23 protein-coding genes are annotated in these 22920 nt (G+C 35.7%); 15 read left to right on the top strand and 8 right to left on the bottom strand.

Going from position 1 to position 22920, the window contains the following annotated elements; genetic code table 11:
- The first annotated feature begins 403 nt into the window (after positions 1–403).
- The 3 genes from ACYPWY_RS13880 to ACYPWY_RS13870 are packed head-to-tail and all read left to right on the top strand — an operon-like array spanning position 404 to position 3328.
- Positions 404–1657: a site-specific integrase gene (locus tag ACYPWY_RS13880; protein ID WP_459686143.1), complete on the top strand. Its 1254-nt coding sequence runs from the start codon at positions 404–406 to the stop codon at positions 1655–1657.
- Positions 1658–1663: 6 nt separating this feature from the next.
- Positions 1664–2938 (top strand): site-specific integrase, encoded by a 1275-nt coding sequence (locus ACYPWY_RS13875; RefSeq protein ID WP_459686142.1) that lies wholly within the window; start codon positions 1664–1666, stop codon positions 2936–2938.
- A 24-nt stretch (positions 2939–2962) separates the two neighbouring features.
- Positions 2963–3328, top strand: a complete 366-nt coding sequence (locus tag ACYPWY_RS13870; RefSeq protein ID WP_459686141.1) for a protein-tyrosine kinase — start codon at positions 2963–2965, stop codon at positions 3326–3328.
- An 18-nt stretch (positions 3329–3346) separates the two neighbouring features.
- Here ACYPWY_RS13870 and ACYPWY_RS13865 read toward each other — a convergent pair whose 3' ends face one another.
- The 6 genes from ACYPWY_RS13865 to ACYPWY_RS13840 are packed head-to-tail and all read right to left on the bottom strand — an operon-like array spanning position 3347 to position 5675.
- The gene (locus ACYPWY_RS13865) at positions 3347–3475 is read right to left on the bottom strand and encodes a hypothetical protein (protein WP_459686140.1); all 129 of its coding nucleotides are present in this window, start codon (positions 3473–3475) and stop codon (positions 3347–3349) included.
- Positions 3476–3509: 34 nt separating this feature from the next.
- Positions 3510–3800, bottom strand: a complete 291-nt coding sequence (locus tag ACYPWY_RS13860; RefSeq protein ID WP_459686139.1) for a helix-turn-helix domain-containing protein — start codon at positions 3798–3800, stop codon at positions 3510–3512.
- A 20-nt stretch (positions 3801–3820) separates the two neighbouring features.
- Positions 3821–4105 (bottom strand): DUF3876 domain-containing protein, encoded by a 285-nt coding sequence (locus tag ACYPWY_RS13855; RefSeq protein ID WP_459686138.1) that lies wholly within the window; start codon positions 4103–4105, stop codon positions 3821–3823.
- A 16-nt stretch (positions 4106–4121) separates the two neighbouring features.
- Positions 4122–4385, bottom strand: coding sequence for a helix-turn-helix domain-containing protein (locus tag ACYPWY_RS13850; RefSeq protein WP_459686137.1), 264 nt, complete (start codon positions 4383–4385; stop codon positions 4122–4124).
- Positions 4366–5178: a ParA family protein gene (locus ACYPWY_RS13845; RefSeq protein ID WP_459686136.1), complete on the bottom strand. Its 813-nt coding sequence runs from the start codon at positions 5176–5178 to the stop codon at positions 4366–4368. The genes ACYPWY_RS13850 and ACYPWY_RS13845 overlap by 20 nt, the downstream gene beginning before the upstream one ends.
- Before the next feature lie 35 nt (positions 5179–5213).
- A complete protein-coding gene (locus tag ACYPWY_RS13840) occupies positions 5214–5675 on the bottom strand; it encodes a DUF3408 domain-containing protein (protein WP_459686135.1) in 462 nt (153 codons plus the stop codon).
- Between the two features lie 445 nt (positions 5676–6120).
- Here ACYPWY_RS13840 and ACYPWY_RS13835 point away from each other — a divergent pair, with 445 nt between their 5' ends.
- Positions 6121–6549, top strand: a complete 429-nt coding sequence (locus ACYPWY_RS13835) for a plasmid mobilization protein (RefSeq protein WP_459686134.1) — start codon at positions 6121–6123, stop codon at positions 6547–6549.
- Positions 6534–7751, top strand: coding sequence for a conjugal transfer protein MobB (gene mobB, locus ACYPWY_RS13830; RefSeq protein ID WP_459686133.1), 1218 nt, complete (start codon positions 6534–6536; stop codon positions 7749–7751). The genes ACYPWY_RS13835 and mobB overlap by 16 nt, the downstream gene beginning before the upstream one ends.
- Position 7752: 1 nt before the next feature.
- Here mobB and ACYPWY_RS13825 read toward each other — a convergent pair whose 3' ends face one another.
- Positions 7753–8085: a helix-turn-helix domain-containing protein gene (locus ACYPWY_RS13825; protein WP_459686132.1), complete on the bottom strand. Its 333-nt coding sequence runs from the start codon at positions 8083–8085 to the stop codon at positions 7753–7755.
- A 235-nt stretch (positions 8086–8320) separates the two neighbouring features.
- The gene (locus tag ACYPWY_RS13820; RefSeq protein WP_459686131.1) at positions 8321–8629 is read right to left on the bottom strand and encodes a hypothetical protein; all 309 of its coding nucleotides are present in this window, start codon (positions 8627–8629) and stop codon (positions 8321–8323) included.
- Between the two features lie 220 nt (positions 8630–8849).
- On the opposite strand from ACYPWY_RS13820, the gene ACYPWY_RS13815 reads away from it, so the two are divergent.
- The 10 genes from ACYPWY_RS13815 (at position 8850) to ACYPWY_RS13770 (ending at position 22265) form a co-directional block, all read left to right on the top strand.
- Positions 8850–9890 (top strand): cysteine peptidase family C39 domain-containing protein, encoded by a 1041-nt coding sequence (locus ACYPWY_RS13815; protein ID WP_459686130.1) that lies wholly within the window; start codon positions 8850–8852, stop codon positions 9888–9890.
- A 137-nt stretch (positions 9891–10027) separates the two neighbouring features.
- Entirely contained in the window at positions 10028–10711 is a 684-nt protein-coding gene (locus ACYPWY_RS13810) for a hypothetical protein (protein WP_459686129.1), read from the top strand.
- Between the two features lie 526 nt (positions 10712–11237).
- Entirely contained in the window at positions 11238–11930 is a 693-nt protein-coding gene (locus ACYPWY_RS13805) for a hypothetical protein (RefSeq protein ID WP_459686128.1), read from the top strand.
- Positions 11931–11963: 33 nt separating this feature from the next.
- A complete protein-coding gene (locus ACYPWY_RS13800) occupies positions 11964–13553 on the top strand; it encodes a hypothetical protein (protein WP_459686127.1) in 1590 nt (529 codons plus the stop codon).
- On the top strand, positions 13550–15748 hold the full coding sequence (locus tag ACYPWY_RS13795) for a peptidase domain-containing ABC transporter (protein ID WP_459686126.1): 2199 nt from the start codon (positions 13550–13552) through the stop codon (positions 15746–15748). The genes ACYPWY_RS13800 and ACYPWY_RS13795 overlap by 4 nt, the downstream gene beginning before the upstream one ends.
- Positions 15749–15756: 8 nt before the next feature.
- Positions 15757–17091, top strand: coding sequence for an HlyD family efflux transporter periplasmic adaptor subunit (locus ACYPWY_RS13790; protein WP_459686125.1), 1335 nt, complete (start codon positions 15757–15759; stop codon positions 17089–17091).
- Positions 17063–18577, top strand: coding sequence for a hypothetical protein (locus ACYPWY_RS13785; RefSeq protein WP_459686124.1), 1515 nt, complete (start codon positions 17063–17065; stop codon positions 18575–18577). Before ACYPWY_RS13790 ends, ACYPWY_RS13785 begins: the two co-directional genes overlap by 29 nt.
- Positions 18564–19703 (top strand): hypothetical protein, encoded by a 1140-nt coding sequence (locus tag ACYPWY_RS13780; protein WP_459686123.1) that lies wholly within the window; start codon positions 18564–18566, stop codon positions 19701–19703. Before ACYPWY_RS13785 ends, ACYPWY_RS13780 begins: the two co-directional genes overlap by 14 nt.
- A 12-nt stretch (positions 19704–19715) precedes the next feature.
- Positions 19716–20834, top strand: coding sequence for an RNA ligase (locus ACYPWY_RS13775; RefSeq protein WP_459686122.1), 1119 nt, complete (start codon positions 19716–19718; stop codon positions 20832–20834).
- Positions 20835–20840: 6 nt separating this feature from the next.
- Complete coding sequence (locus ACYPWY_RS13770; RefSeq protein ID WP_459686120.1) at positions 20841–22265, top strand: TolC family protein; 1425 nt, start codon at positions 20841–20843, stop codon at positions 22263–22265.
- The last annotated feature ends 655 nt before the right edge of the window (positions 22266–22920 follow it).

Here is a 22920-nt window from a genome sequence, read left to right as displayed (position 1 = left end):
TTCTGTTGCCATAACATTAAAATTTTACATTGTATTCAATAAAAACGCTGACTTCGGAAGCGTTTTTGCCCCCTGCAAGGGCAAGTGTTTTCAGGCACTGAAAATATTTTGAGGAACTCAAAATACAGGCTGTTGAAAAAGAAAGAGAAGGAAAAACACGGTAACATATTGGAAGTCAGTATCAGTTGGCTTTAAGTGTCTTCGGTTGCCGGGTAACAAAAATGCCGATTTCGGCAGGTTAAGGCAAACGTTCCGTTTCTTATCCGTTACCCATTAGAAACGGCGCAAAATCCGGCAAAACGGTGTCGTCAGTTGGCTTGTTACAGCATTGTTTGTCTGCCGTTTACATTGTTCAGATAACTCACAAATGAAGTAATTTTAACATCTTAAAAAAGTGAGTTTTATGAGCGAAAATTTAAAGGTATCGTTTTACCTTAAACGAGAGAAAAGAGAACAGAAAAATGCCGCTGATGACAGTCCGGCGTATCCCATTGTCGGCAAAATCATCATCGGGCGCAGCATCGCACAGTTCAGTACCAAACTGAAAGTGGAAGAACGCCTGTGGCATGTTAAATCAGGTCGGGCAATTGGCAAAAGCCATACCGCTATTGAACTGAACAGGGCAATTAACAAAATCAATCTGCTGATTCACAGCCACTATTCGGAAATCCTTAAACAGACAGGAAAAGTATCGGCTTTGGAAGTCAAAAATGCCTTTCAGGGAATCGCATCTACGCAAAAAACATTGCTTGTGCTTTTTGAGGAAATGATGCGGGACTTCCATTCACGCATCGGTATCGACAGGGCTTATTCCACCTACATTCAACATGAAGTATTCCACAGGGAAATGAAACAGTTCCTTCGCGAAAAGTACCATGTCAGGGATATTCCGCTGAACGAACTGGATTTGCCTTTTGTTGAAGCATTTGTTTACTGGTTGCAGGTAAGCCGCCGGATGAACTTGCGGACGGTAAGGGCAAGGGTTACCATGCTGAACAAAACAGCCCTTTTAGCCATGCGCCGAAATTTGATTGCTTACCCGCCGTTCGGGGATTATCATACAGACAAGCCGGAGGTTCAGGACAGGTCGCTGACCACCGCCGAACTCGACAGGCTTGTTTCTACGCCACTGCAATTTGCCACACAGGGCTTTGTCCGCGACATGTTCGTTTTTTCAATCTTTACGGGCTTGTCATACGCCGACCTGAAAAAACTTGTATGGAAAGAAGTCATTACCGATGAAGACGGCAGCCGCTGGATTTCAGCCGACAGGCAGAAAACAAAAACAGGCTTCCATGTAAAGCTGCTGAATATCCCTATTCAAATTATGGAACGCTATAAAGGACTTGCGCCGGACGGCAAAGTATTCCCAACCATGAGTTTGGGACAGGTAAATGTCGGACTGAAGCGGGTAGCAAAGAAGTGCGGCATAGACCGTCCTTTAACATTTCATATCAGCCGCCATACGTTTGCCTCGCAAATTTGCATCTCACAAGGAGTTCCGATAGAAAGCGTATCAAGAATGCTGGGACACCGCCATATTCAGACGACACAGCGTTATGCGCGTGTCAGCAACGAAAAGATAATACTTGACATGCAGCGTCTGTCAATGAACATAGAGAATAAATTTCCAAACAGCTATCAATCAAATATTTAAAAAGTCATGCAAAATACAAGAAGTACATTCAGCGTTTTGTTTTACCTCAATACGGGCAAGACAAAGAAGTCCGGCAAGTGTCCGATAATGGGACGTATCAGCGTGGACGGTAAAAATACGGCGTTCAGTACCGGAATGGATATTTGTCCGGCAGACTGGGACGCAAATACGGGAACGGCAACAGGAAAGTCAAAGGAGGTTTCCGGCATCAACAGCCAAATTGAAAAATACAAGTGTGAAATAGCCGGTTATTATCAAAACATGCTTGAAAACAGGGGATACATTACCGCCGAATCCCTGAAAAACGCCTTGCAGGGTATCGGGACAAAGCAAAACAGTGTCATGCAGGAGTTTGCCACCCTGCTGGAAGAAAAAGCGAAAAGCGCGGGAATCCTGATTACGGACAGCGCAGTGGTAAAATACAGGGTAGCTTACCGGCATTTCAAGGATTTTTTGAGGGAAAAACAGCATGTTGATGACATTCCGTTCGGCAGGGTGGATATTGAACTGGTAGAATCCTTTGCCCGGTATATGAAAATTGACTTGCGATTCTCGGCGACTACGGTACGGGTAAACATGAAAATATTCCGTACTCTGGTCAAACGGGCTTACAGCCGCCGGATGCTTCGGCAAGACCCGTTTTTCGATTATGTTCCCGAGCGGATACCTGTCAGGCGCAGGTGGATTTCAGCCGCAGAGATAGAACGAATCATGAGTATCGAAATGGGCTATCCTTCGCTGGATTTCACAAAGGACATGTTTGTTTTTGCCTGTTTTACGGGTATTAGCTATGTGGATTTGTACAATTTGAAACATGATAATATACAAACGCAGGAAGACGGTAGCCGAATGCTAATCTTCAAACGTCATAAAACCGGTGTAAGTTCCTGTGTTCCGCTGCTTCCGATTCCCCAAGCCATTCTTGAAAAATACAGGGATTCGCAGTTTACCGGATGGGGCGGGAAAGTATTCCGCCTGCAAACGCTCACAGGTATGGACAAGCACCTCAAACAGATAGCAAAGGCTGCAAAGGTGGATAAGCGGCTCAGCTTCCACATGGGACGCCACAGCTACGCAACAACCGTTTGCCTGACAAATGGCGTTCCCATTGAAACGTTGAGCCGCATGTTGGGACACGCTTCGATATATACAACCCAAATCTATGCGGAAGTTACCCGTACCAAAATCAATGTGGACATGAGCAAACTTGAAAAGCAGATTGAAGGTAAATACGAACTGGCAGAGACTGTTCCAAACCGGAAGCGGAAAATTAATCATTGAATCAACAAATTTAAACATATCATTATGGAACGTGGAAAAATAACAATCAGCGAAAACGGAGTAAAGATTACTCCTGCAAACGGCAATGTATGGTTGTCGGAGTGGCAGATTGCCGAACTGTTCGGCGTGTTTGTAGCCAAAGTAAGCAGCAATGTAAGGTCGATACTTAAATCAGAAGTTTTGCGGGAAAGTGAAGTTGTGTATTGCGAGCATTACGCAAATGGTGGAAGCGTGGATTTGTACAGCCTTGAAATGATTACGGCTTTGGCGTTTCGCATCAAGTCGAAAAACAGCGAAATTTTTCGGAGTTGGCTGATGAAACGCGCTTGTTCAAAATCTTTTTTCTTGATGGAACAATTATTCGATGAAAGAAAAATGTGTCTAAATTAAACTGCTAAGCTTTCTTTTTCATCTTGTAAACAAAGGTATATTCCAAGAAAGAAACGGCAAGCCCAAGCCCTGTTTTACCGAAAATCTTCCTTTATGTTCCATAAAGCGTATTTTCGGGAAAAGGCTTGCCTTATTCTTTCTTTCCATAGAATAGTGGTTTACAAGTTGATAAAGAAATGAATCATTCAATAGTAGGTAAATAATGGTTTTTTAGCCATTTCAGCACTCCCGATTCCTTATATAAAATCTTGCCTTTGAGCCGTAAAAACGGTATTTTCCCCTGTCTGCGCCATTCCTGCAAAGTGCGCGGCGAAACGTGCAGCATACCGCAAACATCTTTTCCTGTCAAAAACTTTTCGCCATTCAGGTGGGGAGTACGGTTTTTTAACGCCGACTCGATTACATTCAACATTTCTTCCAGTTCATTGAAAAAGAAATGAATTGCTTCCGATTTTCTATCCAATATTTCCATGATTTTATCCTTTTGTTTTTTCAGTTCCTCATGTAATTCCCTAACGATGACAAGTTCAATAAGTCCTGTCTAACATTATAATCGACCGTTACCCGTTTGAGATTACAGTAAATAAAGTAACCGTCTTTGTCTTCCTGAATCTCATAAGTGGCAGGATTTGCCTGTTTAGTCGTTTCGTTTATATGAATGATAATCAACAGGTAAACATTGCCATTCTTATAAATCATTACAGTTGGATTCAGGTTTATGCTTTCCCAATTCCCAACCAAAATATCTAAATTGAATAATTGATTTTTTATTTTCATTGTTTTATCTTTTATTTTATTGATTATTAGTAAATTGTTCTATGTCTGCAATTCTGTAATAGCATTTATGCCCGATTTGCGAGTAAGGCAGTGTGCCGTTATCCCTGTATGATTGCAATGTCCGCAGGGATATTTGTAGCAGTTCGCAGGCTTCCCTGTTGTTTAGCCATTGCTCAATGTTACGCTCATTTCCGCACAGGTTTTTAACCTGACCGACAAAATTTTCAAATGCCTGTTTCATTTGCTCGAAAGTCCGTTTTTCAATGACTATGATTTCCATTGTATTGTAAATTAGTCAGTTTAAGAAATTCATCCATAAATAAATCCCAATTACTGCCTTTGAGTAACGGTTTGTCAGGCGGGAATACCGTTGAAAGGAAAAGATAATCGTTTCCCGAAATGGATTGTTCCCTGTCGTACCTCACACTTTGCGGGATGCGGGTTTGCATGATGGGTATATTTAATTCGTGCATGGCGTTTTCATAGGCAACATACAATTCTTGACGTTCCCTGCCTGTCATTCTGTTCCAAAATGTTTGCACCTGTTTCAACCTGATTTGCGGATTCTTTTGAATAATATCGCTGACCGTAACGATGAAGTTCAGCGTACTCTCCATATTGATGCGCGAGGTTGTTATTGGGACAAACAGGTAATCCATATTGAAAAAAAGTTCAACGACACTTTTGTTATTGACTGTTCCGGGAAGGTCGAACAGAACGAGGTCATAATTGATTTCTTCGGTTGCCAAAAATTCATTTGCCTTTGTCAAAGCCGTTTCGGGCTGGACGGGAACAACCGGATAAGTCCGCTTGCCGATTTTCTTACAGAGTTCATAAGCCTTTTTCTTATAGAATCCGTTTTTCGTAATCTGTTCCTTTTCCCTTTCCCGCAATTTGTGGATACTCCATTGCGGATAGTCGCAGTCGATGACGGCAACACTAAATCCCAATTCATAATGTAACCAGCTTGCTGCCAATGTGGTAAGGACCGACTTTCCTGCACCGCCCTTTTGCGTACAAAATGAGATGTACATCGGGCTGTTTTGCTTTTGATTTTCTGATAAATTCTGCATAATTCTTTTTTGTTAAATTGTTTATACTAAAATATTTACTGTTTTTGCTCTTTTTTCTTAATGGGTTTTCGGCTGTTTTCGTCATAGATACGGTTAATTTCATCGCCGTAAAGTTCAATATGCTGACTAATGATATTATCCACCAATCCGCTGACGCTTAACCGTTCATTTCGGATAGCGCGGACAAGCGTTTGAAGTATCCCGTAATTTTCCCTGCTAATGTATAAGCCCTGCCGGTCGCGCAGTTCATTGCGGGAGAGGAACAAACTTTCATAATCAAGTGCTTGCCCCCGTTTCCGCTTTACCGGTTTTTCCTCTGCGGGTTCAGGCACATCCGGCGTTGCTGCCTGAATGTCCGTTTGATTATCTGACTGTGTGGATTTAGTCATATTTTCACCGCTGCCTGCAAACGACACTTGGCGGATAAAGTCATCCGTGTCGATAGGCAGATTTGCATGGCTGCCTGCTTTCCTGTTTGTACTGCTGTCTTCTTTCATATCTGAATGTTTTAATATTGTTATTCAATCATTTATCCATTTCTGCATATTTGCACATCTGCATACCTGCATATTTGCCGATACGAAAAAATTCATTTCTCAAAATGTGCATTTCTACATTTTTGCCTGCAAAGAAAAAGAAGAAAAACAGGCAATTTTTCTTTTGGCGTTAAGTGGCGTTTATCTTCCTTTGTTGGCTAAAAGTCTGATAATGTAAATATTAAAATCATCCTCTAATTTTGCAAAATGAATTTGAACAAGAGAGTAATCCGTAACAGTCCGCCAATGTTGACGGATTTTATTGTCGATAGACAATAGCAAGAGGTGTTTTTGTCAGCAAAAAATTCCGTAAACTACATTTTATGCAGCCAAAAACTCTTCTTGCCCTCCCTCACGGTCGGAGGACGCATACTCCCAAGTCGCATGCTTTTAAAATTGAACAGATATGAGCATTGAAAATGTCGAAAAGAAAAAGCGAGGGCGAAAGCCCAAAGCGGAACCGCAAATACACCGCTTGTGGATTCGTCTGAACGACAAAGACCGCGAGCGGTTTTTGGCAATGTATAAGCGTTCCGGTAAGCCGAGTTATTCCGCTTTTATTGCGGATTGCGTATTAAATAAGCCGTTAAGAATCGTTGAAATCAATAAATCGGCGATTGATTTTGTGATGCTTTTGAGCAGTTTCTTTATCCAATTTCGGGCGATAAAGAACAATTTTAATCAGGCTTACCATTCGCTGGTTGTAAACTTTGGCGAATCAAAAGCCCTTGAAATGATTCAAATTGTAGCGCAATCCACACGCGAGTTTGGACTTTTGAAAAAGAGAATTGAAGAAACAATCATTGAATTAAGGGAATTATGCTTGCCAAAATAAGTTCAGGGAAATCGGTTTTCGGGGTACTGGCTTACAATAAAATCAAAGTCAATGACGACCATGCAACCGTTTTGTTCCGTCAAAAGATGTTTGATTCGCCCGACGGAAAATTTTCGATGAAAGACTGTATGGATTCGTTTTATCCGTATTTGGCAGTAAACAACCGAACGGAAAAGGTCGTGTTTCATGCTTCGCTCAATCCCGACCCTAAAGACAAACTATCGGAAGAACAGTTATCGAAAATCGCCCAAGCCTACATGGATAAACTCGGCTACGGCAATCAACCGTATATTGTCCTCAAACATTCCGACATCAAGCGGGAACACCTGCATATTGTTTCGCTTCGGATTGACGAAAACGGCAAGAAGATAAATGATAGTTACGAAGTCGCCCGCTCAATGAAAATTTGCAAGGAGTTGGAACAGCAATTTAACCTTGTTCCGCTTGTAAAAGGCGAAAGGGATTTTGAAATACCGAAACCGATAGACTATAAAGATGGCGATTTGAAGCACAAGGCGAGCAACACGATTAAATTTGTTATTGGCAATTTCCGTTTCCAGTCATTCGGCGAGTTCCGTACGATGCTTGAACATTTCAATCTGACAGCGGAAGAAGTTCAGGGGATGCACAAAGGTATTTTGTACTCGGTATTGGACGGCAAAGGAAATAAAGTAGGAAAACCGTTTAAATCTTCTTTATTTGGAAAAGAAGCGGGTTATAGTGCCTTGCAAAAGCATTTTGAAACTTCAAAACTTGCCATTGAAAAAGAAAAAATCAGGGAAAAGTTGCGACCTGTCATAGCAAAAGCAATGAGGGAAGCAAGAAACAGGGAAGACTTGACAAAACTGTTGAAAGAAAACAGAATCGGTGTGATTCTCCGCCAAAACGAGCAGGGCAGGATTTACGGTGTTACGTTTTTGGATTTTCAAAATCGTTTCGTTTTGAATGGCTCGCGATTAGGCAAGGAATTTTCGGCAAATGTTTTTAATGATTTGTTCAATAATCCGAACAAACAGGTTGATATTCCAAATGATAATCCAAAGCAGGAACAAGTTTATCAAAATACAAATTCGGATTCTTCTTTGGGTTCAGTGTTTGGGTTATTGGATTTGCCGCAATCCGACAGCGATTATGAAGAAGAAAATTTTGTCCGCGAACACCGGAAGAAGAAACCACAAAGGAAAAGAGGGCGGGGAATCTGAATTATTCCGCATCCTTTGTCCTTGTATTTTCCTCAAAATTCTTTCTGTCCCAATGGTCGCCATTCCTGTAAACAAATTCCCGAATATCGGAAGTCCGGTAATAGATTTTCTGGCCGAGCTTGAAGAACGGCAGCAAACCCTCTGTCCGATAACGCTGCAAAGTACGATGGCTTACGTTCAGGATGAGGCTTACATTCTGATTGTCCAATGGCTTATCATCTTTCTCAAATACATTGCCGGTATTGACAAGCTGTTTCAGGTCTTTGCCTATCTCGGTCAGCTTGCCGGATATGCGCTCCGCCCATTTTATGAAATCTTCGTCGGCTAAATACATTTTCGCTTTACTTTTAATGTTCCGCATCACTGTTAATGCAAGTACAAAAGTATATACGAATTTTTCGGAAATAAAGCAACTTGAAGCAAGTGGCAGGGGTTGGCGTTGCTGTGGCAGGGGTTTGCACAGGGGGGAAGCAAGATACTTCGATATAAAAACACAAGATATAAGCTAAAGCGATGGACAAAAGCAAAATGGATACGGTGGATAAGTTGGGAAGAAGCCAGAGCGGTTCTTATGGTTCTTTAACGAGAGATTTCCCATTTTCATGAATTTTCTCGGCAACTAAGTCTTTCAATGCGTTGAAAATAATATCTATATCGTTGCCATATTCATTACGGGGGCATATGTCATCTATAAAATTGTGGTTCAAAACTTTTGACAATGTAAGAAATAATTTTACTTCTATATCGTCGCGTTTATATATGTCATAGACGTTTTGCCTTGTTTTTCCTATCTTTCGGGCAAGTTCGGCGCTATTAACATTGTTCTCTTTTACAAATGCTTGGATTAGTTTTCCTATATGTATTTTGTTCAATTCCATAATTTACTAATTTATAGATAATTATCCACTACAGCAAGAAAAAATGCAAGAAATATTAAAAGAAATGAACAAAAATATTTTTCTTTTTAGAGGAATTGTTTTTATATTTGTGCCGAATAATGAAATATTCAGTTGTCTATGAGATTTATTGATATTATTTCAAATTCAAGTGAATAAATTCTTGTCCTATGAAAGTAGCTTATAAAATAAAATTAAAGATATGACGAGATTAATGTTGGAAGATTTGAAGTTGGTAATACCAACTATTGATATTTTAGAAACTCGAAATCTTTTTGGTGGTAGTGGTCCTTACAGTGATAGTCCTTATATTCCTCCTATTCCCCCTATTCCCGATGGAGATGATCCTAATCGGCCAGATAATATAGACCCTCTTCCAATACCGGAACTTCCTGTCCCTGAAATTGAAATACCGGAAATAAACCCTGATTACATTGATATACCAAATGGTAATGATGATGGTGGAGAACATGATGAACATGACAATGGCTGGGATAATGACAATGATTGGGATAAAGATAATGATAATCAATCTGACGACAGAAATGATGACCATGGCGGTGGTTCTGGACACTCTGATTCTGGAGGTAATGGTTCTCTTCCAGCTGGGTTTGGAGTTCCGCAAGGGAACCTTGCTGACCATCTTTGGACTTTACCGTACCAAAGTACACCTACTAATTGTTGGGTGTGGAGTATATATGGAGTTCTGAGGTACTTTAATGCTGCAGGTGATACACTTTCTCTTGACGCTGAGCCAGTTACGGAATACTTGACACATATAGGATTACATACTGAAGCCTCGGTTAACCAAGCAGTCGCTCCAGCTCTTGTTTGGATTGCTACTGCTGCTTTTTTTGAATATCGTCCGCTTGAAACTAACCCTACTATAGATCCTAATGCAATAAAAAGTGTAAATGATGATGCGATAAGAAATGCAATAGATGCCGGACACCCAGTTTTAGCATCAACGTTAATAACAGATGCAGATGGTAGCAAACGTGGTCATGCTGTAGTGATAGTAGGACATGAGGCGGATGGCAGTTACAAATTATATGATCCTGGTATAGGAACGAAAACTAGCAGTAATAATACAAATCTCTATCATGGAGGGATTCAAATAATACAAGCAGATGAAATAACTGGCATAAATAGGAATTATATGGAATACTGCGAAAGAAAAGCCGATGAACGAAATGAGCATGATAAACATGCCCCTGATGACGGAGTTGTTGATGGTTATTAATATTCATTGAAAAATAAATTGTTGATATCCCTTAATAGAGACCAAAGAATTGATTATAAGTGATATTAAAATTTCGTTATATGATTCCTTGTTTTGATTTGTTATATAATTTCAACCAAACATAATTTACTATAGTTATGAAAAAGATTAATCTGTTTTTTGTGTTATTCCTGTTTTCGGTAAAACTGATTTCTCAGGAGTTCCCCGAATTTTCGGATTCTATGATAGTAGAGCCTAATTGGGATTTAATAAAAAGTAGAATTGCATACATTAAGAATAAACCCACCCCCAACTCAATGGTTCATAAATTTGTGGCTGATATTACAGATGATGATATGGATGATATTGTTGTAATTAACTATGTCATGATATATCCGGATACCTTAACTAACGATTTGAAGTATAAAGTAGATGATCGGCGGTTTCTTTTTTATTTTAAAAAGAAAAATAAATTGTTACTTTGTGAGCAAGATAATAATTATCCATCTAAGTACGCCAACCTTGGAGATGTCCGGAATCTCCACTCATTGTCTATTCAACATTTGTTGTCTTCATTTAGCTGGTTAACCAAACATTCTCCCCAAAAGAATCTATTTTTAATTTATTTTTTCCCTTTAGACCTCGGAAGGCATGATGAGCTTTTAGCTCATAAAGATAGCGATAATCATTATGTTTATAAGCATCTATTACAGAACAGATGTTTTGAGAGTTTTAGTTCTATGGTTGAATATCTCTTTTATTTACCCCAATATTATTCGGATATTTATAAAAAAAGGATAAAAATAGATTATCAAGGGTGGTCATATTTTTTCCATTATTAAGTAGCTATTTAGGAATAAATCTTATATATATATTATGTTCGAGTAAATGATAGCATAAGCGATGTTTCAAGGCAAAAAGATGAAAAGAAAACAAAGAAGATGGTTAGTTATAATATTTGTAGTTGGTATAGTATTACTACTCATTACTCTCAATTACAAGATAGAGAATAGTAGGATTGGAGAGGCAATTCTTTAGGTATGTCATATGATTATTTTTTTGAGATAAAACCTTTCACATCACTACAGGATGTAAAAGACGCATTCAGCCGCAATAACGTTGTCTTCGCATATTTTACTAACGGAATTCTGGAACATGAAGTCGTTGTTCTCGGAATAGATCATACAGATAATAATGGTCATACTATACTTAATTATTATAATCCAACGACGGGAATAATAGAAAAAAGTGACAGTTCTAAATTTAATTATGAGTGTGAAATAGAAGATATAGACCCCGCTTTTAGAAATACTCAAAACAACCACTGTTCTTGTAATTAATTAGTTTTATATAAAACATCAGGCATTTATGAAAAAGAAACTTGCTTACGCAGTAATATTATACAGCATGATTTGTTTACCTTCTTATCCTCAAGTTGTTCCATCTATTAAATGTGAACATTTTGCTGTTGATACGGTAAAAATATTAGATAAGATGAAGGAACACCGGTATTTATCAAATGAAGATTCAAGCCGGTTTGTTCTTATCTATCCATTGGAATTAATTCCTGATACCTTGAACAATCAGGTACATTATACGATAAATAAGGATGAGCCACTTGTATATTTTCCTTTTATAAAAGTATCGCCGTCTAATTGTGTGTGTCACTCTTCTGAATTAAAAGAAACACGGTTTTATCAATACAATCGTATTTATGATTCTATGCTTTTGCGTATCAATAAGAACTCTTTCTACAAGGCAATTGAACTTTCTTTGAGTAGAAAAATAGATTGTATTTATACTTTAAAATTATATCCATCCACAATTATTGAAGGAATATCTCAATATCAAATGATATTTTATAGAACAATCGATGGACAAGAATATGTTTTTGATGAAGGATATAATTATTTCAATAATCTGGACGAGATGCTGGAATATAAATTTGGTTCTGTCGAAAATTACATCGAAACATATAAAAAACGGATAGCATGGCATAGCCAGAAGTCAAAAGAACGACGAAAATACCATACAGGAGGCATTAAGGGGTCGAATGATTGATGAAATTGAAAAAAATAAATCCAAACAAAAAAATTGAATTTCCCAATAGAAAAAATCAAGAAACTCATTGCAAGGTATTTCAACTCCTTTGAAGCATATATGCTTACAGGTAGCGTTGCCGAGAACAGGAACCGAATAAAATCCGATATTGATATTTTGGCTTTATCCAAGTCTGTGAATCGGGTAATATTTGAAAATATCCTGCACGAGAAGAATTGCTATCAATTTATCATTTTTCCCTATCATAAAGCAAAAGCAATGTTTTACAGCGACTATCATAATGGAAATTCCATTTATTGGTCTATGATTGAAAAGGGAATTATACTGAAAGATTCGCCGGATAAGATGTTGCAAACGCTTCAGAATTTTCGCAAGTATTCCCATGAGCAGTTTAATGAAAGGGAATATCGGGTTTTACGTCATCGCATTACGGAATTATTAGACGATATAGACGAAAACAATACAGAGGAGGAAAATTTCTTCATCGCTATTGAGCTTATAAAATATATTGCACAGCTAATCACATGCGAATATGCTCAAAAAGGAAAATATTTGGCACGAAAATTTATCGGCTGTAACCGGAAGGATATTCTGCTCGGCTGTTTTACCCGATATATGCAAACAAAAGATATAACCCCGCTTGTATCTTCCATCGAAAGCATACTCGCTACTTATGGTGGCAAGTTGAAATATTTCACGTCCAACCGCTCGTCTATCCTTGCCGGAGACAATGATATGATGATACAGTTCCCGGGACATACCGTTTTTCAACCCAATATACGAAAGGTTATCGTAGATATTATATCCATGTTATCCTCAAAAGATATATTGTACCATGTATTCTCCGTTGGGAGCAATCAATATATGGAACAAGGGGTATATCTTTCAATCACACTTAAAAATGGCAATGGAATACAAAATATTGTTCGTCAAATAGACCAATATTTCAAATCACAAATAGACCAATTTATTAAAAACGATATACGGCTTTCTTATTCATACCAGACCTCTTTCCATGAAGGCATTTTATGGGGAGGGAAAAAAACTCATAAAGAATTGATGCCGTTGTTTGATGAATTTTCCGGTTTAGTATGGAATGATAAAATCGTCCCAACGGTGGATAAAGTTCCGCTATTGACATTTTCGATGGAAATAATGATTTACATATTCCGGTCGCTTTTCGATAATGCCAAAGAAGAAATGGAGTTTTTGGATTATTATATGGAATACTCTATTTGCGATATTACAGATGTAAATGGCATTTACAATTATTCGCAGTTGGAAACGGCAGAAAAAAGTATAATCCGGTATTATGACGAATTATATATCGCCCAGCAGGATACTTTTGTAAAAATACGAGATTTTACTGTTTCCTTGCAAGGTAAAGACAATCAGAAATATTCAAAGGCAAATGCGTACTATGCTTTTTGCTCGAAATTAGCGAAAACGTTAGTCTCATTCTCCAGAGACGATTTGATATATCCGAATTTTTATGAGCCGACAAATAAAACTTTCATATTATACCGTGCCGTAATCAATCATTTATTTGCCATTATTCATCTGACCTTGCAAGAAAGATTCGGCGTTCTATACTACCTCAGAAATATAACCAGAGAACAATGAGCATATTTGAAAAATTCCCAACTTCGTATCAGGTAGATACAAAAGATTGCGGCCCTGCTTGTTTGCAAATAATTTGCAAGTATTATGATATTCATTATGATATTGAGTACTTAAGGGAAATTTCCGGCGCACGAAAGGAAGGGACATCCGTTTATGACCTTGTAATGGCATTGGAAAAATTGAATATAAAAAGTTTAGTTCTCCAAACGTCATATAAAAAATTACAGAATGATGTACCAATGCCCTGCATCGTTCACTGGAAAGGGAATCATTATATCGTCGTATATAAAATAACAAAAAAGCATGTTTATGTGTCTGACCCGCAAATCGGATTGATAAAATACAAGAAAAGCGAGTTTGTCAAAGGATGGTTGGGGCATATAAAAGAAAAAGACGCATGGAAAAAAGGCATCTGTATTGCCATAGAACCTACCGGCGATTTTAAGAATACAACATCTTCATCCCCCAAATCAAATTATTTAGAAGCATTACGGTATGTATGGGAATTCGTGAAACCCTATAAGAAAAACGTCTTTCAGGTTATACTGGTCTTGGTTGTAATTACATTTATAAGCGCCTTATTTCCTGTAATTACACAGACAATAATTGATGTGGGAATCGGGGCAAAAGACACTAATTTTGTAATGCTTATGATTATTGCGTCTGTGGTTCTAAATATAAGTTCCAGTTTAGGCACATGGGTACAACAATCTATAAATACTCATTTTGCAGCCCGCATAAAAATAAGTATGATTTCGGATTACTTGAATCAGTTATTTAAACTCCCGCTATCTTTCTTTGAAAGTAGATTAATGGGCGATTTACTGCAACGCTCATACGATTACGACAGAATCGAATCTTTAATTTTATATACCTGTTTCAATACAATTTTAGGAGGTTTGTTTATTATTGTTTTCGGCTTCATATTGTATGTATATAATTCTCTTTTGTTTTGGCTGTATGTGTCGCTAAGTATTTTATACGTTATTTGGACTGTCTTATTCTTGTCAATACGCCGGAAAATGGATATAAAATACTTTTCTTACCTGTCTTATAACCATAGTCATTGGATGGAATTATTGTCCAAAATAATAGATATAAAGAGTTATAATTATGGAAAGAGTAAAAGATGGCAATGGGAAAAGGTTCAGGTCGGATTATACAAAACAAGGATAAAATTATTGCATATAGACCAAATAGAAACCTTGGGCGGAAACTTGATAAATGTAGCGAAGGATTTATTACTTATCTATATTTCTGTAACATCTGTTATTAAAGGAGAGATGACTTTCGGAATGTTAATCGCCGTGCAGTATATTATTGGGCAATTGAACACTCCCATGAATAGCATTATTCAATTTATAACAACTGCACAATTATCGTATATAAGTTTTATTCGCATATCGGAAATAAGGAAAGCCAAGACGGAGCATAAAGAGAACGCCGTTTCGGACGAATTAATAAATTATAACGAGGATATAAAATTGGACAATGTATATTTTAAATACTCAATCAATGAAAATTATGTCCTGAAAGGCGTCTCATTTATAATTCCGAAAGGCAAAGTGACGGCCATAGCCGGGGCAAGCGGCTCCGGTAAATCAACATTGATAAAAATACTAATGCAACTATATACCGTAAGCAGTGGAGAAATATTTATCGGAAACACTAATTTTTCTTCTATCGCTATTGATAATTGGAGATGTCAATGTGGAATAATTACTCAGGAAAGCACTATTTTCAAAGATACTATACTTAATAATATCACTTTTGGACGGCCTTTTAATAAGGAAAAGGTTATAAGTGCAGTAAAAATGGCAAATATTCAAAACGAAATAGAAATGTTGCCAATGGGATATAATACAATGTTAGGCGAAAACGGAAGAGGGTTGAGCGCCGGCCAGCAACAACGTATTTTATATGCAAGGGCTGTTTATGATAATCCTCAATTCATTTTTATGGACGAGATAACCAGTACATTGGATTCTAATAATGAGCAAGAGATTCTAAGGTCTATTAAGAAGAATCTTTCAAACCAGACGATTGTCATCTCTGCACATAGATTGTCCACAATTATAAATGCCGACCAGATAATAGTCCTTGTGGATGGTAAAGTTGTAGAAACAGGCACTCATACTTATCTAATGTCCATTAAGAAGAATTATTACAAATTATTTGAATCGCAAACGAAGTAGTATTGAGCATGGAAAATATTAAACCCTTATATACGGAAGAATTTAAAGAAGTATTACAGAAAGTTCCCAATAAATATAATGCGTTCATTACAATCGGGTTACTTTTATTTTTCATGCTTCTGTTGTTATTGGGATTTCTTATCAAAGTTCCCGGAAAAACAGAAGCATTAGCTCGTATTACATCAATCAATCCTCCCATAATCTTAAAAGCCCATTCATCCGGCAAAATAATATTTCTGGTTGATTCATTTCCTATTGCCTGCAAAGCAAAAGAATACATCGCGATGATAAACAACCCTGCTTCTCCGAAAGATATTCAATATGTGAAAGAATTATTAAATGACCTTGATTTAAGTAATAACGAAAATATTATTGAGCATTTTTTTACGAATCAGTTGTCCTTGGGATATATTGAAAATTCATATTTCAAGTTTATATCAAGTTTGCAGGAGTATTATTCTTTAAAAAAGGATAGCCGATATGAATTTGAAATAAAACTGTTGGCAGCGAAAATTAATAATGACTCTCTAATGTTAGAGCAAAAAATGAAAATTTTAGAAAACAATAAAAAAGAGTATTCAATTATCATAGAAAGAACATCTGTTGACTCTGTCCTTTTTTCTCAAAATGCGATTCTCAAGGATGAATATACCCGAACATTGCTGTCAAGGATAGATGCAGAGAATAAAATTACATCTTTAACCATTGATGTTTATAATGTTAAGCAAAATATAATTGATACAAAACTGCAAAAACAAAAAGTAGAGATTGAATTTGAACGGACTCTTAAAAATGCACAGTTAAATCTATTGGACGCTTTACAAAATTTACATACGTCCATTAATGAGTGGGAAAACAATTATGCTTTTTTCTCTTCCGAGAAAGACGGAATAGTCGAATTGATAGATTTTGTATCTAACGGAGATTTTGTGAATGAAGGACAGGCTTTGTTTGATGTCGTTTTTGAAGGTAACAGTTATCACGGAATTGCTATACTTGCACCGGACGGAGCAGGAGAAGTAAAGCGGGGGCAAAAAGTAAACATAAAATTAGACCTTTATCCATATCAAGAATACGGCACTTTGGATGGATATGTTACATTTATTACAAAAAATTCGATTGAAAATAATTATTTAGTGAATATCTCATTAGAAAAAGGTTTGATGAGTACAAATAATATAGAGTTAGCTTTTGCAGAAACGATGTCAGGGCAAGCCGAAATCATAACGGAAGACAGAAGACTAATCGAAGTTGTCTTTTACAAGATTAAGAAAATGCTAACCCCGGATACAAATTTAAAGAAAGATGCAACTGATGAGGAAAATAACAAAAAACAATATTGAAGAGATTATATTGGATTTATCCCATGTGTTGAGCGAACATGATACCGTATTGATTGTAAATGAAGATGTCGAGAATATCCCGTATGTAATACTTATTTCAGATTCGCCAAGTAATTCTTCCGAAGAAATAAAAAATGAAGATAAATACAAGTTTATCTTTATTTCTACTGATTTCTTATATTCAATAGTTTTGCGACAAGAAACATATTTCCTGCAAATGCTTTCTAAAAGTATCATTATACAAGACAAATATCTTATTATGCGTGAAATCATGTTATACGCAGAAGCCATTATAAACACAAATGTTTCATCTGGGTATAATCAACTGATGAGAAATAAATTATTGACGCCATATTATTTGGAATGTTTAAAGAAAGTTTCTACAAAAGAAGAATATACGCTTAAATTGTTGAGGCTTTTGTTGACTAAGATGAACAATGAAGACAAATATAGTTTATGCAAAACAGTTGAGGTTGAAAAAGAGGTGGATTATCAGAAAACCTATTATGATATTAAGAATTTGTTCATAAGCAACGATTGTTCCAAAATTGAGAACTTAGTGATGGATGCACAAGTTCCTAATGACATTAAAGCAGATGAGATTCAGGCGGTATCTGTCTTTTTTGAAGGGATATACAAATATTCGGATTTTGTTCAATTGATATTTATCCCATTGTGTAAAGAATTAAAAGAGTTTTTATTTTACTCGAATTATACGATTAAGAAACACAAGAGATTTCCGTCAAAGACTAAGGGAGTTTTGGTATCTTTTTATTTTGCTGAAAAATCTATCGGCAAAAAGACACTTATCCAGTTAAAAAGGGCTTTGTTTAATAAAGTTAGCGAACTTAAACTTGAAAAAATACATATAGATACAATAAATGATAATTATAGGAACTGGGATTTATTAAAAAAAGAGACGAATATTTTCCAATGTCTTTCATCCGAATTATTGGTAATTAATGCAGATGAACCTATAAACGAAAGCAGGGCTGTAACCAGGTTTATTTACTACTATATTTTGGCCGGAATATATTTTTATCCGCAGAACTCCATTTTTTTTGAAAAAAATGAAGAAATTCTCAATATCATGTTTTCAAAAAGTATCTCAGAAATGACATTGACAATTACTGACATTACAACTATATCTGTCATTAAAAATAAATTGAATAAGGAATATACGTCATTATATAACCGGTTACAATATAATATTGAAAAAAACTATCATGGTTTATTTAATATGAGACGGGATTCTGAGATGGATAATTTTTCCTTTCTTTCCCAGCTAACGGAAATCTACGATTTCATTTCAACAAGTAAATTTCCGGTAAAGATAAACCATTTTACATACAATGCGGATATAAGTAACATTGATTTATTTTTTGTTCAATTCATAAAGGAATCATTTGATTATTTCTTTGTTGAAGAATATTATAAAGCCTTTGTACCGTTTACTGTAAAAAAAATAACTAATGAAAAGTTTTGATATTGATGTACTGAACGGATATACTGTTAATTCTGACATTTGTTGCGAAAAACATCCAGAAGCGAATTTATTATTATATGGATATTACAGTAATGATAACCGAAGCGGAATTGCATGGAATAACATTAATGTTCATTGTCGGGGATTGATATTGGATATAAATGGAAATGTCATTGAGCATCCATTCGTTAAGTTTTGGATGTTTAAGCAATATTTATCTGAAAAAACGATTCTAATGAATGATAATCAAATATTTCGTGTGCCGGATTGCTCATTTCGGATACTTGAAAAAATTGATGGAACGATGGTTATACTCTATTGGATTAACAATAATCCATATTTAGCGACACAGCGTTCATTTACAAATGTAAGAGCTAAAATAGCAACAGAAATTTTATATGAAAAATATTCGGATATATTCAATAAATTAAACCGAAACTATACTTATGTTTTTGAAGCTGTGTATCCTGAGACCAAAGTATTAATAGATTATGGCGATATGCGGGATTTGTTTTTAATTGGGATGATTGATAAGGACAATGGGAAACTGTTGCCTTTGGACAATATAGGATTCCCTTTGGCACATGATTACACTTCGGAGTACGGGCATATCAAGAATTTTAACAGCCTGATGGAATTGAATCTCCCGAATAAAGAGGGTTTCGTAATACAATATGACAATGGGGATTTAATAAAAATAAAATTCCCATGGTATCTTGAAGCTCATCGACTACTGGATTTTTTTATAGCACATTCAAAAAAATATTATATCAATCGCCTAAAAATGAGTGATATTATAAAAAAAGAGATTCCAATAAAAGATGTTTCTACTATGGATGTCTGGAATGCCCTTCGTGCAGGAGATAAGGATTTAATCAGTATTACGAAAAATTTATGTGATATATATTTCTCAATGGGGTTGGATTATTGGCTTATGAGCGAAAAAGAAAAATTATTGAACCAGTTTAGAAAGTATCAAAACAAAAATCATAATTTAAACGGTTCAGAAATATGGGAAAATATTAAACCCGATAATATTCATAGCTTTGATTTGGAAAAACGCTTGCAATGCCCTCATATATTTGAAACGACAATGTGGAATTGGGAAAAACGATTTCTACGGTAATCCGATGCTATTATGATAAAATCAGCCGGTCTCGTTATAATACACAATAAGGCAATTTTGTTGGTTAAACAAAAAGGATATTCAGGTAAACGATGCCTTTCAATCCCCAAAGGATGTTTGGGAATGAATGAATCAATTATGGATGCTGCAATACGAGAGACATACGAAGAAACAAGTGTTTGCATCAGCAAAGATACGGTAAGGAATAGCCCTTATCTTATTAATTATTATGACGGTACGAATGTTTATAAACAAATATTCTATTTTGTTTTACACTTATCGGGAATGCCTCCCTTATTGACGCCCAAAGATAATGATGAAATAGAATGGGCTAAATTTGTTCCCATTGAAGAAGCCTTGAAGTATATTTTTATCCAGCAGTTTTCAATTTTTAATCATTTGAACTTAAATTTCATGATAGAGGCTGAACTGGAATGGCTATTATATAATGGATTTATAAAAGTGGAAAAACATCCATTCAAAGAACTTTATATTTACAATTATACGGATAAATGTAAAGAAATGGGATATTGGAATGAAACTACTCTAAGATGTAGGGGTTTAATTCTTGATAACAAGTATCAAATAATTGCGAGTCCAATGAAAAAGTTCTTTGAATATAATCAACTTTATCAAGAATTTCTTCCACGAAACAACGAATATGAGGTATATGAAAAATTAGACGGAGCATTAGGTATTCTATACTGGATAAATGGTTTGCCGTTTATTACAACTCGAAGTTCTTTTGTGTCGCCTCAAGCGTATAAAGCTACTCTTATTCTGTATCGTAAATATTTTTCATTAATTAAAAAATTAAGCACGAGTGTTTCTTATTATTTCGAGATTATATATCCGGCAAAGCGATATGTAATTGATTATGGAAAGATGGAAGACATTATTTTACTTGGCGCTTACGACAATAAAACAAAAAAAGAAATACCGTTATGCAATTTGGATAGCTTGGGATTTAAGGTGGTAAAAAAACTTATTACGAGCAAGACAATTGATGAATTATTGGCAATTAACAGAAAAGAAAAAGAGGGTTTTGTTGTCAGGTATAAGGATGGATTTAGAATAAAAATCAAGTTTGATTGGTACAAAAATGAATATGCAAACCGTTTTTTAATATAATAAGACATGAAGTATTTATTTCTTTTATTGGCCTTGTTGCCATATTTCGTATTTGCCCAAAAGTTTAGTTTAAGTCTTGAAAAAGCTATAAATATTGCCCAGAATAAAAGTTCGGTAAAAGAACTGATACGTTATGATTCCTTGTATAAGAGCTATGATGAGTATCTGTTCAAGACCCGTATATTGCCACAAGTTTCATTATCTTCAAATTCAAGCATTTCGCATGGTATAACAACAATCACATTACCGGACGGAAGCGACAGATTTGTCAATAGATATGTCTCAAATTATGGAATGAATATGTCAATATCTCAATTACTCCCTTTTACAGGAGGTACTCTCTCCGCCACATCATCATTAAATGGGTTATATAATTTTTCTCCGGAGAAACTTCATTCGTTTAATCTTAATTTATTCAATTTTTCCTATTCGCAACAGTTAAGTAAATATAATGAATATAGTTGGTTAAAGGAATTGCAAAAACGACAGAAACAAATTAATGACATCCAGTATTATCAAGATATTGAAAACCTTAATCAAACTGTTGTTAATGCCTATTTTGAGTTGTATGTACAACAAACCTATTTGCACCTCAATGAAAAGCTGTTGGATTTATCAAAACAATTTTTAGACAGAAATAAAAAACTGTATTTTGAGGGTAAAATTCTGGAAGAAGAATTCATTGATTCGGAGATACAGTATAAACGGATGCTAAATGACTCCCAAGACAGTACTGCTTATAATATGAATGATAAGACTTTTAGAAACTTACTTAATATTCCTGATGATTATATTATAGAATTAGAATCTTTTGAAGAGAAAATTCTGAATACCGCGTTTGTATTCGACAAAAATCAAATATTGGAATTAAGTCTAAAATATAATCAAAAAATGCAATTTGAATATGAAGAATTGGAATTTAAAAAAAATATGCAAAAAAACAAAGCTTCGACTGGAATTACTTGGTCTTTAAGTCTTGGCGGAGGCATAACGTCTTTGGATTTTATTGAAGACCCTCGAAGACAATTTAATGTGTCTGTGTCGGCATCTGTGCCAATATTGGATTGGGGAACCCAGAAAGTTAAACGGGAACAAATGGATATTCAGCATAAAATTACACTTTTATCCAATGAAGAAAAAGAGAAAAAGTTCAGGTTAGAAATAGGACAAGACTTGGATTATATATCTGTTTTACAAAAAGAGATTATAAACGAAAAGGACATGATAGAACTCCAATATAAGAAATTGAACATATTAAAAAAGAAAATAGAAATGGGGCAGTTAAATTCAATAGAATTATCAAAAGCCCAAACGGATATTATTAAAGCAACAATTTCATACAATATAAAAATAAAGAATTTGATTATGATAGTGTATAAGTACAGATACATGGCGTTATGGGACATAATGACAAATAATCCGATTAATTAGAAAATATCCGCAAGGGTTGTTGATTATATATTTGACAATCACCAGTTTGCAGGAATATTTTCACATAAGCTACACGAAAAATATTATAGTATCATCATGAGTTCACAGCCTGCAAATAACATCTCATATAATTTGGATATATAAAAAATGTAGCTACCTTTGTCTCCATAGAGTTATTTGAAACAATGGAAAAACGCAGCAGAGCAAAGAATTTCGCTCGTTTCTATATCGTTACCCATTGCAACTTTTCTTTCTTATAAAAATCTATTGTTCAATAGATTAAAATTCAATTTTCAGGTTCTCAAAATACAACTTGCCGTTTGCTGGTGCAAACAAAATTCCGCTATCGCGGAATTGGCTGTAAGCCCTATTGACTTGGGGGTAAACATTATTGACCTTTGAGAAAGCCCTATTGACTTTCGCGCAGTCGTTTTGCCCCGTCCTTTGTCGCCTTTTCCGTATCATAAAAAGTGGTTTTTAGAAATCCGCTGCAAAGTTAGAGGGGTGTTTTCAGAAAATTGGCAGGCCGGGGGTGGCAAACCCCTGCCACTCTCGGTGCAAACCCCTGCCACTTGTTAAAAGGCAGATAAATACACAGTTTTTTCTATATTCCTTTGCAGCCGTAAATCAGTAATTATTAATGGAAATAATGAAA

It is taken from the genome of Viscerimonas tarda, assembly GCF_054601255.1.
This window is presented reverse-complemented; position numbering and strand designations above follow the sequence as displayed.